Here is an 18,068-nt window from a genome sequence, read left to right on the forward strand (position 1 = left end):
CTGGCCGCCGATCCGCCAGACCACGCAAAACCTGCATGCCAACTTCAGAAACCGCTCGATCGAGCGCGTTCGCCATGCTTTGCGAGAACACATCAGATGCAATTTTCCTCCATCCGTCGGGATTGGTCCGCCGCCCCTATGCGCGAAATGCTCGCCGGGGCCGTCGCGACGTTCGCCTTGATCCCCGAGGTCATCGCCTTTTCTTTCGTCGCCGGCGTCGATCCTCAGGTCGGCCTATTCGCCTCCTTCATCATCGGCATTGTCATAGCTTTCACGGGCGGGCGTCCTGCCATGATTTCCGCTGCGGCAGGATCGGTCGCGCTCGTCGCAGCACCCCTCGTCCACGCGCATGGGCTGCCCTATCTCTTTGCCGCCGGATTGCTCGCGGGCATCTTCCAGATAGTGTTTGGGCTCCTTCGGCTCGGCGTTCTCATGCGTTTCGTTTCGAAATCTGTCCGCACAGGCTTCGTCAACGCGCTTGCGATCCTGATCTTTGGAGCCCAGCTACCGCACATCATTGGCGGCGACGGGCTTGCCTACAGCATGCTGGCGGCAGGACTTGCGGTCATCTACCTTGCCCCAAGGGTCACCACGGCGATCCCATCGCCGTTGATCTGTATTTTGGTTCTGACCCTGGTATCGATCTCGTTACAACTCCCGGTGATGACCATTGCCGATCTCGGCAAGTTGCCTGACTCTCTTCCGATCTTTGGCTGGCCCACCGTTCCCCTGACACTGGAAACCCTGAGGATTATCGCAGGGCCGGCGCTCGCCATCGCCATGGTCGGCCTGCTTGAATCTATGATGACGGCCAGTGTGGTGGATGATCTGACGGGAACACCGAGTTCGAAGAACAGGGAGTGCACGGGCCTCGGCATTGCAAATGCCGCGGCAAGCCTGTTCGGCGGGATCGCAGGCTGCGGCATGATCGGCCAGACCATCAGCAACGTGAAGTACGGCGGACGCGGCCGACTATCCACGCTGTTTGCCGGGGCATTCCTGCTGGTGCTGATGGTCTTGCTTAAGCCATGGGTGTCTCAGGTTCCGGTCGCAGCACTGGTGGCCATCATGGTTATGGTATCGATCGACACGTTCGACTGGCGTTCACTGCGCAGTGTGATCGTTCACCCAAAGGTGTCGAGCGCGGTCATGATCGCGACCGTCCTCGTCACGGTGTCTACCTCGAACCTGGCACTCGGCGTGACAGTGGGCGTCCTTCTAAGCGGCGTCTTCTTCACGTTCAAAGTCGCGCGCCTCTTGCGGGTGGAAAGCGTGGCCGACGCTGCTGCAGGGCGCTTGACATATCGCGTGTCGGGCCAGGTGTTCTTCGCTTCGGCCGACATTTTCGTCGAGGCGTTCGATATAGAAGAGGCTAGCGGCATGGCTGTTCTTATCGACGTGTCACAGGCGCACTTCTGGGACATCACCGCCGTCGATGCTCTGGACAAGGTGGTGGGACGTTACAAGGCGCATGGTATCGCCGTAGATATCCTGGGCCTGAACGAGGCGAGTGCCACGTTGATCGGGAGCCTGAATGGGGCGATGAAGCTTAAAGAGGTCTGATCCAGATTATTTGATCCTCAACAAGAGCTGGCCATGGACGCCAAGGACCATGGCCAGCTCTTGTTAAGGTTCTGTCGGCCAACAGCGGCCATCACAATCGTCACGCTTTTGTGGCCGAAGCCGACCTGGCGGCCGGCACCAGAACCAGTATCTCGGGCAAAAATCCGACCTCACTTGGGGGCACCCAAGCGGTCGAGCCAGTCTGTCACCCTTTCAATCGTCTGTCGTTCCTGCGGCGCCTGCATGGAGAAGCCCTCGACCAGGTTCACGGTCGGCGCGTGCGTTGCGAGGACCGACAGGCTATCGCCAAGCCCGTAACCGCCATGGGTGATGAGTGGCGCAATGGTTTTGCCCGATAGGTCATGCGCGGAAAGAAACGACCGTATCACCGGAGGCGCCGTCATGCCCCAGATCGGAAAACCGAGGAAGATCGTGGCATAGCTGGCGACGTTGTCCACCGTCGCCCTCAAGGGCGGCTTATAGCCTTGGTCGCGTTCCGATTGCGCCTGCGCGACCGTCTCGAAATAGTCGTCGGGATACGGTTGTTCCGGCTCGATCTCGAATAGATCTGCGCCCAGGGCACGGCGGACCTGCCGGGCGACAACCCGCGTGTTTCCGCTGCGCGAAAACACCGCCACGAGCGGCTTCTTGCCCTGTTGGGCCACGGTGGCGGACGCGCTGCCCGCCGCAAGGGTGAGGAACAGCGGCGCCATGAGAAGGCCCCTCCGGGTCGGCTTGCCGAAATCAGTCACGACGGTTCACCTGCCTTTGATTAAAGCCCGGTCATCTTGAGCGATGCTTCGGGAAGACGCTCGCCACGGACCTCGATTTTGGAGACCTCGGCATCAATCTCGGCAAGATCATTAGGCGTCATTTCCAGATCGGCACTTTCAAGGTTTTCTTCCACACGATGGAGCTTGGTGGTGCCGGGAATCGGTACGATCCAGGGTTTCTTCGCGAGCAGCCAGGCAAGCGCGACTTGCGCCCGCGTAGCACCCTTGCGATCGGCCACAGCCTTGACCACGCTCACCAGCGCCATGTTCGCCTTGCGCGCTTCGGGTGTGAACCGCGGCACATGGTTGCGGAAATCCGTCGGATCAAAAGCCGTGTTCTCGTCTATCTTGCCGGTGAGGAAACCGGCGCCGAGCGGGCTGAAGGGAACAAAGCCGATGCCAAGTTGCTCGAGCGCTGGCAGAAGCTCGGCCTCCGGTGCGCGCCAGAACAGCGAGAATTCGCTCTGCACCGCGGTCACGGGCTGGACTGCATGGGCGCGGCGGATGGTCTGGACGCCGGCCTCCGAGAGACCGAAGTGCTTGACCTTGCCTTCGGCGATAAGCTGCTTGACGGCGCCGGCCACGTCTTCGATCGGCACGGCCGGATCGACACGGTGCTGATAGAAGAGGTCGATGCGATCTGTTTTCAGCCGCTTCAACGCCGCCTCCGCCACCGCCTTGACATGTTCGGGACGGCTGTTGGTGCCGCCGCTGCGCGCGCCGGTCTCAAGGTCTATGTCGAAGCCGAACTTCGTGGCAATGACAACCTTGTCGCGGATCGGTCGAAGCGCCTCCCCCAGCAACTCCTCGTTGGTCAAAGGTCCATAGGCTTCTGCCGTGTCGAAAAGCGTCACGCCCAGGTCGTGCGCGTCGTGGATGAGCTGGATCATCTCACTCCTATCCCCAGCGGAGCCGTAGACGCCCGTCATACCCATGCAGCCAAGGCCTAGGGCCGACACTTCAAGATTTCCGAGATATCTGTGTTTCATTGTTTATCCCTTACTTCTTCTCAGGTGCCTCGACGGCCGAGTAGGCCAGAACGGCATCGGGCAAGCGCTGGCCGCGCACCTTTATGGCGGAGACAGCGTGATTGAGCTCCTTGGCTTCTTCGGCGCTGAAGCTGATCGACGTGGCGCCGATGTTCTCAAGCAGGTGCGGCATCTGTGTCGTCCCAGGGATCGGTACGATCCACGGCTTTTGCGCCAACAGCCACGCAAGTGCAATTTGAGCCCGGGTCGCCTGCTTCCGGTCAGCCCAGTTATTCAACAATGTCACAAGCGCCAGGTTCGCCGGCAGGTTTTCCGGCGAGAAACGCGATTCGATCCCGCGGATGTCGCCCTGGGCAAAACGCGTCCGCGCGTCGATTGCACCCGTCAAGAAACCGACACCAAGCGGGCTCCATGGAACGAAACCGATGCCGAGTTCCTCGCAGACCGAAAGCACTTGATCTTCAGGCCCACGCCACAGCATCGAATACTCGCTCTGGACGGCCGACACGGGAAGTGCGGCGTGAGCGCGGCGCAATGTGTTAATCCCCATTTCGGAAAGGCCCCAGTGCCGGACCTTGCCCTGGTCCATGAGGTCCTTGACTACATCTGCGACATCCTCGATCGGAACTTCCGGATCGACGCGGTGCTGGTAGAGAAGGTCGATGCGGTCCGTGCGCAGACGCTTGAGCATGCCGTCGACCACAAGCTTGATGTGATCCGGACGACTGTTGAGGCCGGGACGACGCTCGCCGGTTTTGAGGTCGATGTTCCATCCGAATTTCGAGGTGATCACGACGTTATCTCGGAACGGTTCGATGGCTTCGCCAAGAATCCGCTCGCACTCATGCGGGCCATAGGCCTCGGCGGTATCAAAAAAGGTGACGCCGCCCTCATGGGCCACGCGGATGATGTTAATCATCTCCAGCCGAGAAGGGATCGTCGTCTGATAGGTCCGGCCCATGTTCTGAACACCAAGGCCGACGCTTGAGACTTCCAACGTTCCAAGCTTTCGCCGATCGCTCGACTGGACTGAGGCAGAGCTGTCCGCGGTCCCTGCCTGTGCAAAGGCCGGCGAACTCGCACCGGCGAGCAGGGGAGCCAGCGCAAGACTTCCCGCCGCGCCGAGGAAGCCTCGACGGCCGATTGTCGTTGTGTCCTCATTCGTCATGTCTTTCGTCCTTCCCTGTGATCGGTTTGCAGACCGTTACCCATCGACCGTCGTGTTTCGGGGCCGAGTCAGCCGGAAGAAGCTGGAAGAGATCCGAGTGTCCGACTGCCCGCACCATTGAGTTCCAAGGTAGCGCGTGACGCCGATGGCGATTAGATGCCATAATCCGCATGAACCTTTTAGATGAGCTAACAAATCCAGATGGAAAACTTCAACGATCTCGCCGCCTTTGCGGTTATCGCCAGGGAGAAAAGCTTCACGCGGGCTGCTGCAAAACTTGGCGTATCGCCGTCGGCACTCAGCCAGACCATGCGCAATCTCGAGGAGCGACTGGGTCTGCGGCTTTTGACCCGCACGACGCGCAGCGTCTCGTCGACGGAAGCCGGCGAGCGCCTGCTGCGAACGGTCGCGCCGCGCTTCGAAGAGATCGAAGCCGAATTGGTCGCTTTGGGTGAGCTTCGGGACAAGCCGGCCGGGACGGTTCGCCTCACGGCCGGTGAACATCCCGCGATCTCGATCCTTCAGCCCGCGCTCAAACGATTTCTCCCTGATTATCCCGACATCGCGGTGGAAATCATCGTCGACTACGGCCTCACCGATATCGTCGCCGAAGGCTATGATGCCGGGGTGCGCATGGGCGAGCAGGTCGCCAAGGATATGATTGCAGTGCGCATTGGCCCCAATATGCGCATGGCGGTCGTGGCGTCGCCAGCCTATTTCGAGCGGCATCCGCTTCCACAAACCCCGCAGGACCTGACCGCCCACACCTGCATCAACATCCGTCTCCCGACCTATGGCGGGCTATTTCCATGGGGGCTGGAAAAGGACGGACGCGAGGTGAAAGTGCGTGGAGAGGGGCAACTCGTGTTCAATAGCCTGAGCATGCGATTGTCCTCGGCCTTGGACGGACTTGGCGTCGCCTATATGCCCGAAGACCAAGTACTCGCTCATGTTGCCGAGGGGCGGCTGGTGCGCGTTTTGGAGGATTGGTGCCCCTCCTTCCCCGGCTATCATCTGTATTATCCGAGCCGTCGGCAGCAATCGCCTGCTCTCGCATTATTGGTGGACGTTCTGCGGTATCGCGGCAGCTGAACGGACTGCGCTTGATGCCTTAAGCCCACGTCACAATGTAGTGCGTCAGGCACATGCGGAGCCCGGCAATGGCGAGGCAGTGAGCGAAGAAGCCCGCGACAGAGTAGCAAAGGTAAGTGGCCCGGTGCGGCGCACCAAGGCCTTTCCGGTGCAGGATCCACCGTCGCTCGGCACTCAGCCGGCAAGGATTTGGTTGCCATCAAGGGCGATATCTCCGCTGCCAAGGCGGCGCAGTACCGCCTCGGCATGGATCTGGGCGAGCGCAACCTGCAACGCAGATGCGCTCGAGCATCACGCCGCCAGGTGTTCGAACAGCCGGGCGACGGCCTCCGCGCCCGGATCGACATGGCCCTCCAGTTGTCGCGCGTTGATATAAGCTGCGCGACCGGCATTGGCCTTGAGGAGCGTCGCCGTCAGGTTGGCCCCTTCCCGAGCCGCCAGAGCGGCCGAACGGACACCGTCGCTGAGTGCGTCGAGAGCCGGGGAAAGCGCGTCAACCATGGTGCGGTCACCGAGACGCGCGCCGCCGATTTCCTGCATCCGGGCAAGTCCTGCCTTCAGCGCATCGCGCATGGGAAGGCCGCTCGATGCAGCGTCGCCAGCCGCGGCGAAGAAAATCGCCAGCAGCACGCCCGACGATCCGCCCATCGTCTGGCTGAGTTCCTGGCCGATCGCCCGGTAGAGTTGGGTATGATCGGAGAGCGGCAGCCGGTCGATCGCATTGATCAGGGCGCGTGCGGCGCCAGCCAGTGTCGAGCCGGTATCGCCATCGCCCGACTTGGCATCCAGCGCATTCAGGTCTTCCTCGGCTGCAACCAGGATCCGGCAGCATTTGACAATGAACTCGCGTGTCTCCCTGTGTTCGGACGACAGCGGCGCAATTGGCGTCAAGCCGTCGGGCAGCATGTTGACGATGACCGGTTTGACCGTTGACACGCCGGGCCATGCCGCCATGGAAACCGGTGCGCTCAGCGCCGCTATTTCCGCTTCGTCAGCTGGATAGACGGACACCGAAAAACCATGCATGTCGAGAGAGGTCATCATCGACGCGGGACCGACGATGTGCGAAATCCGCGCTCCGATCGAGGACGTGATCAGTTCGTGCGCTAGTACCGACATTTCCAGCGTCGAGGTGCCGCCCAGATTGTTGATGAGCGCCACATAGGATCTATCCTCCATGGCCGCTGCAAGTTTGCTTACGGCCGCTTCCATGGCCAGTCGAGCGTCGATGAAGTCGACTTGCTCGACACCGGCCTCCCCATGGATGCCAAGCCCAAGTTCGGCCATGTGGGCCGGAATGCGGTCCTCCTTTGGGGATCCAGGAACCGTACATGTATCAAGGGACATGCCGATGCTTTTCGATCCGGCGGCCACACGCCGGGCAGCTGCCGTTACCGTTTCCAGATCCGCACCGGCCTCGGCCAATGCTCCTGCAATCTTGTGAACGAAGAGAGTGCCTGCAACACCGCGTGCTTGCGGCAATTCGGGCAATGCCACGTCATCGCCGATGATGACCATACTGACATTGAGGCCGAAGGCACGGGCGCGTTCGGCGGCGAGACCGAAGTTCAGTCGGTCACCGGTATAATTCTTGACGATCAGAAGGCAGCCGGCTGGACCGGTGACCGCGAGAATGCCGGCAAGAACGGCGTCGACACTGGGTGAGGCAAAGACGTCGCCACAGACGGCAGCGGTCAACATGCCCGCCCCGACGAAGCCCGCATGCGCAGGCTCGTGCCCTGCCCCGCCGCCGGAGACCAGCGCCACCTTGGACTTGTCCCAATCATTGCGCAGAACCACGCGAATATGCGGGTAGCCGTCGAGTCGTGCCAGCGAGCCGCCGCTTATCGCCAGCAGGCCGTCGATCGCCTCGGTGACGACGTCTTCCCTCTTGTTGATGAATTGTGCCATGTGATCCTTCCTCTAAGCTAAGCGCATGCCGGCCGCGTCGAAATAGAGCGGCTTGTCCGGCTGAATTTTCACGGTGTCGCCACTTTTCAGCCTGGTGTGGGCGTCGGTGACGGTGATGAGGTCGTTTTTCTTGAAGGACAGATGAAGACGGGTCTGGTCACCAAGATGCTCGACCCGCCGGACCAATGCCTCCTGGCCGCTGCCCTGTGTAATGTGCTCGGGCCGCAAGCCGATGTGCGCCGCTCTGGATGGTGCGCCGGGAAAAGTGTCGGCGGGAATAATGTTGATGCGGGGCTGGCCGAGCTTTGTTGCCGCATAGATGCTCACCGGATGCTCGTAGACTTCACGCGGGGCGCCGAACTGCACCAGCCGGCCTTCGTGAAGCACGCCGATATGCGTTGCCATTGTCATTGCCTCGATCTGATCGTGGGTGACATAAAGCAGCGTGGCGCCGGACTTGGCCTGGATATTCTTCAGCTCGACGCGCAAATCGGCCCTGAGCTTGGCGTCGAGCGAGCTCAAAGGCTCGTCCATGAGATAGATCTGCGGCGTGCGAACGAGCGCGCGGCCAATGGAGACACGCTGCATTTCGCCGCCCGAGAGCGCCGTCGCCTTGTTGTCGAGTTTGTGGGAGATCTGCAGAACCTCGGCGATCGCATTGACCTTGCGGTCAATCGCCTCGCGTGGCGTCTTCAATAGCGGCGATTTCAACGGGAATTCAAGGTTCTGCCGCACCGTCAGATGCGGATAGAGCGAATACTGCTGAAACACCATGGCGACGTTGCGCTGCGCCGGTGAATGTCCCTCGACTGAGTGGCCGCCGAAATAGATATTGCCGCTATCGGGGCGATCGAGACCGGACACCATGCGCAGCGTCGTGGTTTTTCCGGCGCCCGTCGGCCCGAGGAGAACGACGAAGGAACCGTTCGGTATCGTCAGCGACACGTTGTCGAGCGCTGTATGATTGCCAAACTTCTTCGTCACGTTTTCAAGAACGACGTCAGCCATGGCGCAACACTCCCTCATTGGCTTCGGACAGAAGCGCCTGCCCTTTCACGCCCTCAAATATCGTCAGGGTGGCGGGATCGAACTCAAGACCGATGACTTCCCCGGATCTGACAGCCTGCCTCGAGGACGCACGCGCCTTGACCTCGCCGTTCGGCGTCGCCAGCGTAATGATCTGCGTGGTGCCGAGATATTCCGTGGCAAGCACTCTGCCGCGATACTCAGAGGAATCGGAAAAGCGGATGTGCTCGGGCCTCACCCCCATTGTCAGCTTGCCCTTGGCCCCTTGCCGCGATGACGGAACATCGACCTTCTTCCCCGAAAGCTCGACGACAGTGCCGCCGGCATCGATCATGCCGTCAAAATCGAAGAAGTTCATGGCCGGAGAACCGATGAATTTTGCCACGAATTTGGTTGCCGGCCAGTCATAGATTTCCTGCGGTTTGCCGAACTGCTCAACGACGCCGTGGTTCATCACCACGATCTTGTCGCCCATCTGCATGGCTTCCAGCTGGTCGTGGGTGACGTAGACAGTGGTCGCACCGATCCGGTCGTGAAGTGCACGCAGTTCCTCGGCCATATGCTCGCGGAACTCCGCATCGAGCGCGCCAAGAGGCTCGTCCATGAAAAACGCCTTTGGGCGGCGCACGATAGCACGGCCGAGGGCGACACGCTGGCGGTCGCCGCCCGACAATCCGCCGACCGGGCGGTCAAGGATCGTCTCGATCTTGAGGATGCGCGCCACATCTTCCACGCGTGCCTTGACCTCGGCCCGCGGCATGCCCTGGCTCAGCAGAGGGTAGGAAATGTTCTTGCGTACATTCATATGCGGATAGAGGGCGAACATCTGGAAGACGAAGGCGATGTCGCGCTGGCTTGCCGGCTTCATGCCGACTTCTTCGCCATCGATGAAGATTTCACCGCTGGTCGGCAGTTCCAGACCGGCCATCATTCGCAACGTTGTCGTCTTGCCGCAACCCGATGGTCCCAGCAGCATGAAGAATTCACCGTCCTCCACTGTGAACGAGGAGGACTCGACGGCAGTGAATGCTCCGAACTCCTTGCGCACATTCTGAATTCTGATCTGTGCCATGGGTTACTCCGGAAAATGGCTGACGATGATGAACATGACAGTGCCCACCAGGGTCACGATGAACGAGTAGGAAAACATCGACAGTGCGAACGGCTGCATCAGCATGAACACCCCGAGCGCGATGAGGATCGAAGCGACCATTTCCCATGCGCCGCGCCGGAACCCGCGCAACCCTTTGATAAATTCGGTCATTTGCGAACGGCTCCGAATGTGATGCCACGCAACAGGTGTTTGCGAAGGACAATCGTGAAAATCATGACGGGAACGAGAAACAACGTTGCACCCGCGGCCACGGCCGGCCAGTCCTGGCCGCCGACGCCGATGATCGTGGGAATGAAGGGTGGTGCCGTCTGGGCTGTGCCCGAGGTCAAAAGAACGGCGAAGGCATATTCGTTCCAGGCGAAGATCAGGCAGAAGATCGCTGTCGAGGCAATGCCGGTCATGGCTTGCGGAAGGACGACCTTGTAAAAGGCCTGAAAGCGGGTGTAGCCATCGATCAGCGCCGCTTCCTCGTATTCGATCGGGATTTCGTCGATAAAGCCCTTAAGCAGCCAGACCGCCAGCGACAGGTTGACCGCGGTGTAGAGCAGGATCATGCCGAGATGGGTGTCGTTGAGGCCAAGCGAGCGGAACATCAGGAAGATCGGGATCGCCACGGCAATCGGTGGCATCATGCGCGTCGACAGGATGAAGAACAGCAGGTCATCCTTGAGCGGTACCTTGAAGCGGGAGAAGGCGTAGGCCGCGGCAGTGCCCAAGACTATGCACAGCACCGTCGAACCGAAGCCGATGATGATCGAATTCCAGAACCGTTCCATGAAACGCGATGGGCCGGCGATGATAAAGCCATCCTTGCGCACGATGCGGTCGTACCAGGTCGTCGGTTCCCCAAGGGCTTTGACATCCTCTTCCGTTGCCCGCGTGCGGGTGGTGAAGAGGTTCACATATCCTTCGAGGGTTGGCGAAAAGAACGTTTTGGGCGGATAGGCGATGGCATCGGAGGGCGACTTGAAGCTTGTTCCGATGATCCACAGGAGCGGCAGGATCGTGATCAGGGCGTAAAGGACCACAAGCGTTCCCGCGAACAATTTCTGGCGACCCGAAGGTTCTGTTACGGAATAGCTGCTCATCTCTGTTTCACCTTGTTCAGGGCTTTGACGTAGATCGATGCGAGACCGAAGACCGTCACGAAGAGGATGACCGCGTAGGCGGAGGCATACCCCGTGCGCCATTTTTCGAAGGCTTCGCGCTTCAGGTTGATGGACGTCAGCTCAGTGGTCGACCCGGGACCGCCGCCCGTCAGTTGCACCACAAGGTCGAACATCTTGAAGTTTTCAATGCCGCGGAAGAGGATCGCCAGCATCAGAAACGGAAGGACCAGGGGAATTGTGATCGTCCAGAACTGCCGCCATTTGCTGGCCCGGTCGCATTCCGCCGCTTCATAGATGCTGCCAGGGATGGACCGTAGCCCCGCCAAGCAAATCAGCATGACGAAAGGCGTCCACATCCAGGTATCGACGATTACGATGGCCCACGGTGCCAGCGGCACGTCGCCGATCATCGAAAAGGCGGACGGGTCGGCTCCAGTCAAGAACCCCACGGCGTAATTGAACAGGCCGATCTGCGGCTGGTAGAGAAATGTCCAGAAGTTGCCGACAACCGCCGGGCTCAACATCATCGGCAGCACGATGATCGTCGTCCACATGTCGTTGCCGCGAAATTTCTTGTTGATCAGATAGGCCAGCGCGAAGCCAATCAGAACCTGGAGGACGATCGTCCAGATCAGGAAATGGGCCGTCGCCTGCATCGTCAACCAGACGTCCGAGTCTGTCAGGATATTGATGTAGTTCTTGAGCCCGACGAAACTGACCTCGGCATTCGGCCGATTGACCCGAAAATTGGTAAAGCTCAGCCGGATTGTCCAAATCAACGGAAAGATGTTGACGGCGAGCAACAGGAAGATCGACGGTGCCACGAAAAGCCAGGCAATGGCCCGATCTGAGAGCCCTTGGATGCGTTTGGCAACGACTGGTGGCGTTGCGCGTGCCGCCCGTTCGATCGATGAATCGAGCATAGTAGTCCCCTAATTCATAAGCAGATTGGTTCGCAGGACCGGCTAAAGAGCGCCGGTCCTGCACAGACATCTGAAGCCGCGAGGAGGTACGCGGTCAGCGTCTAGTATTTGCCTTCGTCGTCGAAGATCTCGGTCCAATCGGCAGCCAGGCCGTCAAGCGCTTCCTTGGCCGTGCCCTGACCGGCGACGACGTAGTTGTGGAAGCGTTTTTGCGAGGCCTGTAGAAGCGAAGCATAGGATGGTTCCGCCCAGAAGTCCTTCACGATTGCCATGGAATCCAGAAAGGTCTGCGCGTAAGGCTGGCTCGTGGCAAAGCCGGGGTCTTCAACGACCGCGCGCAATGCGGAATAGCCCCCCAGCTGCCACCATTTGGCCTGGATATCGGGCTGAGCGAACCATTTGATATATTCAAGGGCAGCATCCTGCTTGTCGGATGCTGCGACCACGGAGATACCCTGGCCGCCCAACTGCGCGAACTGCACGCCGTCGGGGCCGGCCGGATTCGCGAAATAACCAGACTTGTCGCCACCGACTTTGGGATCGGCATGGATGCCGGGCCAGGTGAAGGCGAAGTTCATTTGCAGGGCAACCTGGCCGGACTTGTAAGCATCGATGTTCTCGGACATGTAGGCGTCGGACGATCCGGGAGGAGCGCAGCAATTGTAAAGCTCCTTGTAGAATTCCAGACCTTTCACGGACTTGTCTGAATTGACATACCCTTCGAGCTCATAGGGCTTGTCCGGATTCTGATATTCGAAGCCGAAGCTGTAGAGCACGTCCATCGCGCCCATTGTGATGCCCTCGGATCCGCGTTCGGTGTAGATCGCGGCGCCGTAAACCTTGTTGCCGTCGATCTCGCGATTCTGGAAAAACGCGGCGATATCCTTGAGTTCGGCGAACGTCTTCGGCACGGCAAGATCGCGGCCGTATTTCTGCTTGAATTCCGCCTGCAGTTCAGGGCGAGAGAACCAATCCTTGCGATAGCTCCAGCCAACGACGTCACCGAAGGCAGGCAGCGCCCAGTAGTTCGGCGAACCCTTCGGCCACTCGGCATAACCTGTAACGGTCGCCGGGATGAAATCGCTCATCTTGATGCCTTCCTTGCCAAAGAAGTCATTGAGCTTGACGTATTGGCCGTTTTCCGCCGCGCCGCCGATCCACTGGCTATCGCCGATCATCAGGTCGCAGAGCTTGCCGCCGGAATTCAGCTCATTGAGCATACGGTCGGCGAAGTTCGGCCACGGCACGAATTCGAAACTCATCTTGTGGCCGGACTTGGCCTCGAAGTCCTTGCTGAGCGCAACAAGCGCATTGGCCGGATCCCAGGAAGCCCAGCACAGCGTCAAATCCTCGGCCTGCGCCGGCGCGGTTGCGCCCAGCGTCAAAAATGCGGTTGCAACACCGGCGCCAAACGCCGACTTCAAATATGAAACTGTCATGGAAATCTCCTCCAGCGTGACACTCCGACCTCCATCGGTACGTGCCTCGCGCTCTCAACGAGTTGCGACAGACTCGAAGATTCGCCCTCCTTGGAGCGACCCTCCCCTCCAGCGTCGGCGCACTCCTCTGGCCGCTGCTGTTGTCAATCATATAACTGAGGTGCGCACCTCAGTGCAAGGTTTTTTTGAGGTGCGCACCTCAATTTCTTGCTTTTTCGCTTGTGCTGTTGGAAAAGAGGCGGTGGGCGGCAACAGGAGGATGGTGAAAAAAGATGATGCGACCGACGGCGAAAGACCTGGCGGAAGCAGCCGGATTGAGTTTGGCGACAGTCGATCGCGTTTTGAACGACCGGCCGAATGTCAGTGCTGGAGCCGTACGAAAAGTGAACGAAGCCATTGAACGAATTGGTTTTTTTCGCAATCCGGCGGCTGTTGTCCTGGCTCGCAACAAGCTCTACCGCTTTCGCTTCGTTCTCCCAAGCAAAGGCGATCAATATCTTCTGGAGCTGCTGCAACGTGTTCGGGAGGCAAGTCAAACGCTCAAATCCGAGTTGACGGAAATAACCGTCGATCAAATTCCAACGGACGATCCGCATCAGCTTTCACGGCATCTGGCCTCGATCGAACACGAAGAGGTGGATGGCGTCGCCGTCATGGCGCCTGAGTCACCACAGGTGCGCGACGCGCTCAGCCGGCTGATGCTGCGCGGCATTCATCTGGTCCAGTTTTTGTCCGGACAGGAAAAGTTGGAAACTGCAGACTTTGTTGGCGTTGACAACTTCGCAGCCGGTGCAACAGCGGGCAAGATCATTGGCCGGTTCCTCGGCCGGGAAGTCGGCAAGATCATGATCGTCGCGGAAACCATGGTGGCGCGCGACAGTATCGAGCGCCGCCGCGGCTTTGACAGCATCATCAATCAGCAGTTCCCTCACCTGACGAACCTGCCGTCGCTCGAGACCTATGGGGATGAACGGCGGGCGGCGGCGATTATACGGCAAGTCATGGAACATAATCCGGATATCAGGGCCGCTTATGTCATGAGCCCGGAAAGCCGCGTGCCTGTTACGGCGATCAGGCAGCGTATGGACGCGCAAAAGATCGTCATCGTTGTCCACGAACGCACGCCCTTCAGCGAAGAAGCTCTCCGCAACGACCAGATCGATACCATTATTGCACAGGACCCCGGGCACGCGGTGCGCAGCGCCATCCGCATCATGCGCGCTCGCACCGATGAGCGCGAGCCGATCGCGTCGCAGGAAAAGATCCGTATTGAGGTCTTACTCAAGGAGAATTTGTGATCGAGGGATGCGAGGGTGCCACTCTCTTGTGGCGTCGAACATCGCAACGCGACAGGTAGCATCCGCCTATCTGAAGACGATCGCCGAACAAGGATTGCTTCAAGAAATAGAGGTCGGCCGCGAAAATCTCAATGTTAAGCCGGCCTTGCTTTCGCTCCTGTCGAAATGCCCAGCTGATCTTTGCCCGGACCGGACGCAGGGAGCAGTCGCCCGGCGACAAAGGTCGCCAATCGACGCCAAGAACTGGGCTGGACGACGCTTCCTGGTGAGTTTCTGCTTGAAACCCGTGGGCCGGGCTTGGTCCCTAGCCGCGCTGAACCGCTAGGAAAACAGCTATAATCAAGAGCAGGAACAGCCCGGCTGCGGCCGCCGCTATGCCCAGGACAGCGAACCATGTCTGCGCGCTAAGAAGGCTTGGTCGCTGGCCGTCAGCCTTCTTCGTGCCGAGAAACGCCAAAGTTCCGAGGAGAACCGGCGTGCCTCCTCCAACGACCATCGCCATTGCGCCTTCCGGAGCAGTGGTTCGCCAGATCATTCCGAACAGGTAAATGCCGGCAATCGTCCCAACGATGAGGGCGCCAAAAATCAGAAGAATGCGCATTGCGACCCTTTCGACGACCAGACTTTGAAAGAGTCTACGCGAAAAAGATTTGGATCGGCACTGTCGGTGTGGACCGCGATTTTCGCGGCGCTTCTGCTGGTCATATTGTCCAGCTTTGCACCGCAGCAGATTGACACCCGTGTCAGGATCAAGACAGAATCCTCTATCTCTTCAAAGGCCCACTTGCGCGGCGAGAGTCTGCCCGCGCATAACGCTTCAGGGTCGACCGGGCATTCGGAGTTGACGTCAATGATGGCCACGGGTGACGAAGGTGCGGATCGAATTCACTGTTTTGCGATTTCCAAAGACGCCTGGTACGCGGCAATTTTTGCACTGAGAGACCAAGGATGGTCTCTCGATATGGGTGGCGGCCTTGACCATTCATGGGCGGTGCTGGAACGAGACGGCATTCGCATAGAGATGGAATACGATATCTGGAGCGAGGGAGAGATGGTCGTAGCCGCCGGTGACCTCGTGAAATTGAGAGCCAATTTCCCAACGACCGTACTTGTGGAATTGGGATTGATTTGAAGGAGCCGTGGCCCAAGGAGATCGCCACCTCATTCGTTGGCTAGCGCACCTTGCGCCTTGTGGTGGCTCGCCCGGAACAGGGTTCGGGTATAGTCGTGCTGCATATCGCCGGAGCGCAATTGCTCGCGGGTCAGCGTTTCGACCGGGCGGGCGTTCTGCATCACCATCAGCCGGTCGCACATGTAGGAGATGACCGCAAGGTCGTGGCTGACGATCACGAAAGTCAGGTTCAGCTCCCGGCGGAGCCGGTTCAGGAGGTTGAGGATTTCGGCCTGGACCGAAACGTCGAGCGCCGAGGTCGGTTCGTCGAGCAGGAGCAAGCGGGGGGAGAGCGACAGAGCGCGGGCGATCGCCACGCGCTGCCGCTGTCCGCCGGAAAGCTCGTGCGGGAAGCGGAAACGGTGCGCAGCCGTCAGGCCGATCATTTCCAGGAGCTCGACTGTGCGGGCGTCGACGTCCGACATGCGGTTGATCCACATCGGCTCGGCGATCGCCCGGCCGATTGTGTAGCGGGGATGGAGTGAGGCGTAGGGATCCTGGAACACCATCTGCGCCACATGCACCAGATCTCGCCGTCGCCCCTTGCGCGGGTCGATGCCCCCTATGCGGATATCGCCGGTCCAGCGGGGCGTAAGGCCCATGAGGGTGCGCAGCACGGTCGACTTGCCCGATCCGCTTTCGCCGACGAGGCCGAAGCTCTCGCCGGCTGCCACCGACAGGCTGAGGTCTTGGACGGCCACCGCGCTGCCGAAATGGACGCTGAGATTGTCGATCCGGATCATGCACGCACCTCGTTCCAGCTTGCGTCCCGCTCCAGGGTTGGCAGCGGCGTCAGCGGCCCGTCGATGGCCGGCAGGCAGGCGATAAGCCCCCGCGTATAAGGATGCTTCGCTTCGTGCATCCGTCGCGCATCCAGTGTTTCGACGACCTGACCGGCATACATGACCAGCACCCGGTCGCAGAAGCGCGAGACGAGGTTGAGGTCGTGACTGATGAAGATCAACCCCATCCCGCGGCGTTGGACAAGCTCCTCCATGATCTCCAGCACCTGGGCCTGCACCGTCACATCGAGGGCGGACGTGGGCTCGTCGGCGATCAGCAGCTCCGGTTCGCGCACCACCATCATCGCGATCATCACGCGTTGGCCCATGCCGCCGGAAAGCTCGTGCGGGTAGAGATCGAACACCCGCTCCGGCGCACGGATGTGCACGGCTTCCAGCACCTCCAGCACCTTCCTGCGTATCGCCGCGCGGGGCAGCGAACGATCGCCGAGCCGGATGGCTTCCGCGATCTGCTTGCCGACGCGCATGACCGGATTGAGCGAGAATTTCGGGTCCTGCAGGATCATTCCCATGCGACTGCCGCGCAAGTGACGGCGCAGCCGCGGCGTGGCCGCCAGGAGATCGATGCCGGCAAAGGACATGGCTTCGGCCGACACCCGCGCATGGCCGGGCAGCACGCCCATCAACGCCCGGCTGGAAAGGCTCTTGCCGGAACCACTTTCGCCGACGATGCCGAGCTTCTCCCGGCCGACACTGAATGACACGCCCTTGACCGCTTCGATGATCCCCCCACCCTCGCCGACAAAACCGACGCGCAGGTTTTCTACGTTCACAAGTGTCTCGCTCATGCGCGCCTCCTGAGGTGTGGATCAAGCAGGTCGCGCATGGCGTCCCCCAGAAGATTGAACCCGAGGCTGACGACGAAGATCGCAAAGCCGGGCATTGTCGCCACCCACCACTGGTCGAAGATGAACTTGCGACCGGTCGAGATCATCGCGCCCCATTCCGGTAGCGGCGGCTGCGCGCCAAGACCGATGAAGCCGAGCCCCGCCGCCGTCAGGATGATGCCGGCCATGTCCAGCGTCATGCGTACGATGACCGACGAAAGGCACATGGGAATGACGTGGCAGAAGACGATGCGGAATTCGGACCCTCCTGCAAGCCGCACGGCATTGACATAATCACTGTCGCGCACGACGAGCGCTTCCGCCCGCGCCAGCCGCGCATAGGGCGGCCAGGCGGTGAGCGTGATCGCGAGCGCCGCATTGACGATGCCGGGGCCGAGCGCGGCGACGAAGGCGAGCGCCAACAGTAGCTTGGGAACCGCCAGGAACACATCGGTTATGCGCATGAAGACCGCATCGACCCAGCCGCCGGACGTTCCCGCCACCGCGCCGATGATGAGGCCGATGGGGACCGATGTGGCGACGACCAGCCCGACGATCAGAAGGGTCAGGCGCGCACCAAAAAGGACGCGGGAGAAGATGTCGCGCCCCAGCTCGTCCGTGCCGAGCCAGTTCTCGCCGCTTGGCGGCGAGAGACGCCGCACGAGATCGGGCAGGTAGGGATCGTGCGAGGCGAGGAGCGGAGCGAAGACGGCGCTCAGCACCAGCACACCGAGGATGGCGAGGCCGAGCATGCCGAGCGGATTGCCCGCAAAGCGACGGGCGAACTGCCAGAATTCGCCGACGCGGGCCCGCCGCAGTTGGCGCCGGCTGTCGGCAAGGGCGAGGTTCGTTGCGGTCATGG

At 60.3% G+C, this 18,068-nt stretch carries 19 protein-coding genes and 1 other annotated feature (1 of these 20 only partly in view); of the genes, 5 read left to right on the forward strand and 14 right to left on the reverse strand.

Annotated elements, in window-relative coordinates; genetic code table 11:
* Window positions 1–25 (forward strand) — a sequence feature (sul1 is cis-regulatory element that is thought to sense ions involved in sulfur or methionine metabolism; They are found in Alphaproteobacteria) (it extends 31 nt beyond the left edge of the window).
* A gap of 71 nt (window positions 26–96) precedes the next feature.
* Window positions 97–1,563, forward strand: coding sequence for a SulP family inorganic anion transporter (locus tag BKP54_RS00900; protein WP_084814019.1), 1,467 nt, complete (start codon window positions 97–99; stop codon window positions 1,561–1,563).
* 170 nt (window positions 1,564–1,733) lie between these two features.
* On the opposite strand, the gene BKP54_RS00905 is transcribed toward BKP54_RS00900, so the two are convergent.
* From BKP54_RS00905 to BKP54_RS00915, 3 genes are read right to left on the reverse strand one after another with little or no spacing between them, the layout of a single operon-like run.
* On the reverse strand, window positions 1,734–2,276 hold the full coding sequence (locus tag BKP54_RS00905) for a flavodoxin (RefSeq protein ID WP_084814020.1): 543 nt from the start codon (window positions 2,274–2,276) through the stop codon (window positions 1,734–1,736).
* Between the two features lie 59 nt (window positions 2,277–2,335).
* Complete coding sequence (locus tag BKP54_RS00910; RefSeq protein ID WP_084814021.1) at window positions 2,336–3,325, reverse strand: aldo/keto reductase; 990 nt, start codon at window positions 3,323–3,325, stop codon at window positions 2,336–2,338.
* 10 nt (window positions 3,326–3,335) lie between these two features.
* Window positions 3,336–4,493, reverse strand: coding sequence for an aldo/keto reductase (locus BKP54_RS00915; protein ID WP_084814022.1), 1,158 nt, complete (start codon window positions 4,491–4,493; stop codon window positions 3,336–3,338).
* Window positions 4,494–4,694: 201 nt separating this feature from the next.
* Between BKP54_RS00915 and BKP54_RS00920 the strand changes: the two genes are divergently transcribed.
* A complete protein-coding gene (locus BKP54_RS00920; RefSeq protein ID WP_025430281.1) occupies window positions 4,695–5,585 on the forward strand; it encodes a LysR family transcriptional regulator in 891 nt (296 codons plus the stop codon).
* Between the two features lie 291 nt (window positions 5,586–5,876).
* Here BKP54_RS00920 and BKP54_RS00925 read toward each other — a convergent pair whose 3' ends face one another.
* The 7 genes from BKP54_RS00925 to BKP54_RS00955 form a co-directional block, all read right to left on the reverse strand.
* Window positions 5,877–7,496 (reverse strand): dihydroxyacetone kinase subunit DhaK, encoded by a 1,620-nt coding sequence (locus BKP54_RS00925; RefSeq protein ID WP_084814023.1) that lies wholly within the window; start codon window positions 7,494–7,496, stop codon window positions 5,877–5,879.
* Window positions 7,497–7,508: 12 nt separating this feature from the next.
* Complete coding sequence (locus tag BKP54_RS00930) at window positions 7,509–8,504, reverse strand: ABC transporter ATP-binding protein (RefSeq protein ID WP_084814024.1); 996 nt, start codon at window positions 8,502–8,504, stop codon at window positions 7,509–7,511.
* Entirely contained in the window at window positions 8,497–9,594 is a 1,098-nt protein-coding gene (locus BKP54_RS00935) for an ABC transporter ATP-binding protein (RefSeq protein ID WP_084814025.1), read from the reverse strand. Before BKP54_RS00935 ends, BKP54_RS00930 begins: the two co-directional genes overlap by 8 nt.
* A 3-nt stretch (window positions 9,595–9,597) precedes the next feature.
* Entirely contained in the window at window positions 9,598–9,786 is a 189-nt protein-coding gene (locus BKP54_RS00940) for a hypothetical protein (protein WP_025430285.1), read from the reverse strand.
* On the reverse strand, window positions 9,783–10,724 hold the full coding sequence (locus tag BKP54_RS00945) for a carbohydrate ABC transporter permease (protein ID WP_025430286.1): 942 nt from the start codon (window positions 10,722–10,724) through the stop codon (window positions 9,783–9,785). Before BKP54_RS00945 ends, BKP54_RS00940 begins: the two co-directional genes overlap by 4 nt.
* On the reverse strand, window positions 10,721–11,668 hold the full coding sequence (locus tag BKP54_RS00950) for a sugar ABC transporter permease (RefSeq protein ID WP_025430287.1): 948 nt from the start codon (window positions 11,666–11,668) through the stop codon (window positions 10,721–10,723). Before BKP54_RS00950 ends, BKP54_RS00945 begins: the two co-directional genes overlap by 4 nt.
* Window positions 11,669–11,769: 101 nt before the next feature.
* Complete coding sequence (locus BKP54_RS00955) at window positions 11,770–13,107, reverse strand: extracellular solute-binding protein (protein ID WP_057220071.1); 1,338 nt, start codon at window positions 13,105–13,107, stop codon at window positions 11,770–11,772.
* A 275-nt stretch (window positions 13,108–13,382) separates the two neighbouring features.
* Between BKP54_RS00955 and BKP54_RS00960 the strand changes: the two genes are divergently transcribed.
* Together BKP54_RS00960 and BKP54_RS37235 are read left to right on the forward strand one after the other, a co-directional pair.
* Window positions 13,383–14,405 carry a LacI family DNA-binding transcriptional regulator gene (locus BKP54_RS00960; RefSeq protein ID WP_057217224.1) on the forward strand — a complete coding sequence of 341 codons (1,023 nt, stop codon included), beginning with the start codon at window positions 13,383–13,385 and terminating at the stop codon, window positions 14,403–14,405.
* 7 nt (window positions 14,406–14,412) lie between these two features.
* The gene (locus tag BKP54_RS37235) at window positions 14,413–14,730 is read left to right on the forward strand and encodes a hypothetical protein (RefSeq protein WP_347376836.1); all 318 of its coding nucleotides are present in this window, start codon (window positions 14,413–14,415) and stop codon (window positions 14,728–14,730) included.
* Here BKP54_RS37235 and BKP54_RS00965 read toward each other — a convergent pair.
* Entirely contained in the window at window positions 14,710–15,006 is a 297-nt protein-coding gene (locus BKP54_RS00965; RefSeq protein WP_025430290.1) for a hypothetical protein, read from the reverse strand. The genes BKP54_RS37235 and BKP54_RS00965 overlap by 21 nt on opposite strands.
* A gap of 24 nt (window positions 15,007–15,030) precedes the next feature.
* Here BKP54_RS00965 and BKP54_RS00970 point away from each other — a divergent pair, with 24 nt between their 5' ends.
* The gene (locus BKP54_RS00970; RefSeq protein ID WP_128090341.1) at window positions 15,031–15,537 is read left to right on the forward strand and encodes a hypothetical protein; all 507 of its coding nucleotides are present in this window, start codon (window positions 15,031–15,033) and stop codon (window positions 15,535–15,537) included.
* 29 nt (window positions 15,538–15,566) lie between these two features.
* Here BKP54_RS00970 and BKP54_RS00975 read toward each other — a convergent pair whose 3' ends face one another.
* The 3 genes from BKP54_RS00975 to BKP54_RS00985 are packed head-to-tail and all read right to left on the reverse strand — an operon-like array spanning window position 15,567 to window position 18,066.
* Window positions 15,567–16,319, reverse strand: a complete 753-nt coding sequence (locus BKP54_RS00975; RefSeq protein ID WP_084814027.1) for an ABC transporter ATP-binding protein — start codon at window positions 16,317–16,319, stop codon at window positions 15,567–15,569.
* A complete protein-coding gene (locus tag BKP54_RS00980) occupies window positions 16,316–17,167 on the reverse strand; it encodes an ABC transporter ATP-binding protein (RefSeq protein ID WP_057216941.1) in 852 nt (283 codons plus the stop codon). Before BKP54_RS00980 ends, BKP54_RS00975 begins: the two co-directional genes overlap by 4 nt.
* Window positions 17,164–18,066 (reverse strand): ABC transporter permease, encoded by a 903-nt coding sequence (locus BKP54_RS00985; RefSeq protein ID WP_025430294.1) that lies wholly within the window; start codon window positions 18,064–18,066, stop codon window positions 17,164–17,166. Before BKP54_RS00985 ends, BKP54_RS00980 begins: the two co-directional genes overlap by 4 nt.
* Between the last annotated feature and the right edge of the window lie 2 nt (window positions 18,067–18,068).

The organism is Ensifer sp. 1H6 (genome assembly GCF_001976035.1).
Lineage (GTDB): Bacteria > Pseudomonadota > Alphaproteobacteria > Rhizobiales > Rhizobiaceae > Ensifer > Ensifer canadensis.

What these genes read in the sequence shown, in the direction of transcription:
- BKP54_RS00900 (WP_084814019.1), top strand. Translation starts at nt 97, where the DNA reads ATGCAATTTTCCTCCATCCGTCGGGATTGGTCCGCCGCCCCTATGCGC.
- BKP54_RS00905 (WP_084814020.1), bottom strand. Translation starts at nt 2,276, where the DNA reads ATGGCGCCGCTGTTCCTCACCCTTGCGGCGGGCAGCGCGTCCGCCACC.
- BKP54_RS00910 (WP_084814021.1), bottom strand. Translation starts at nt 3,325, where the DNA reads ATGAAACACAGATATCTCGGAAATCTTGAAGTGTCGGCCCTAGGCCTT.
- BKP54_RS00915 (WP_084814022.1), bottom strand. Translation starts at nt 4,493, where the DNA reads ATGACGAATGAGGACACAACGACAATCGGCCGTCGAGGCTTCCTCGGC.
- BKP54_RS00920 (WP_025430281.1), top strand. Translation starts at nt 4,695, where the DNA reads ATGGAAAACTTCAACGATCTCGCCGCCTTTGCGGTTATCGCCAGGGAG.
- BKP54_RS00925 (WP_084814023.1), bottom strand. Translation starts at nt 7,496, where the DNA reads ATGGCACAATTCATCAACAAGAGGGAAGACGTCGTCACCGAGGCGATC.
- BKP54_RS00930 (WP_084814024.1), bottom strand. Translation starts at nt 8,504, where the DNA reads ATGGCTGACGTCGTTCTTGAAAACGTGACGAAGAAGTTTGGCAATCAT.
- BKP54_RS00935 (WP_084814025.1), bottom strand. Translation starts at nt 9,594, where the DNA reads ATGGCACAGATCAGAATTCAGAATGTGCGCAAGGAGTTCGGAGCATTC.
- BKP54_RS00940 (WP_025430285.1), bottom strand. Translation starts at nt 9,786, where the DNA reads ATGACCGAATTTATCAAAGGGTTGCGCGGGTTCCGGCGCGGCGCATGG.
- BKP54_RS00945 (WP_025430286.1), bottom strand. Translation starts at nt 10,724, where the DNA reads ATGAGCAGCTATTCCGTAACAGAACCTTCGGGTCGCCAGAAATTGTTC.
- BKP54_RS00950 (WP_025430287.1), bottom strand. Translation starts at nt 11,668, where the DNA reads ATGCTCGATTCATCGATCGAACGGGCGGCACGCGCAACGCCACCAGTC.
- BKP54_RS00955 (WP_057220071.1), bottom strand. Translation starts at nt 13,107, where the DNA reads ATGACAGTTTCATATTTGAAGTCGGCGTTTGGCGCCGGTGTTGCAACC.
- BKP54_RS00960 (WP_057217224.1), top strand. Translation starts at nt 13,383, where the DNA reads ATGCGACCGACGGCGAAAGACCTGGCGGAAGCAGCCGGATTGAGTTTG.
- BKP54_RS37235 (WP_347376836.1), top strand. Translation starts at nt 14,413, where the DNA reads ATGCGAGGGTGCCACTCTCTTGTGGCGTCGAACATCGCAACGCGACAG.
- BKP54_RS00965 (WP_025430290.1), bottom strand. Translation starts at nt 15,006, where the DNA reads ATGCGCATTCTTCTGATTTTTGGCGCCCTCATCGTTGGGACGATTGCC.
- BKP54_RS00975 (WP_084814027.1), bottom strand. Translation starts at nt 16,319, where the DNA reads ATGATCCGGATCGACAATCTCAGCGTCCATTTCGGCAGCGCGGTGGCC.
- BKP54_RS00980 (WP_057216941.1), bottom strand. Translation starts at nt 17,167, where the DNA reads ATGAGCGAGACACTTGTGAACGTAGAAAACCTGCGCGTCGGTTTTGTC.
- BKP54_RS00985 (WP_025430294.1), bottom strand. Translation starts at nt 18,066, where the DNA reads ATGACCGCAACGAACCTCGCCCTTGCCGACAGCCGGCGCCAACTGCGG.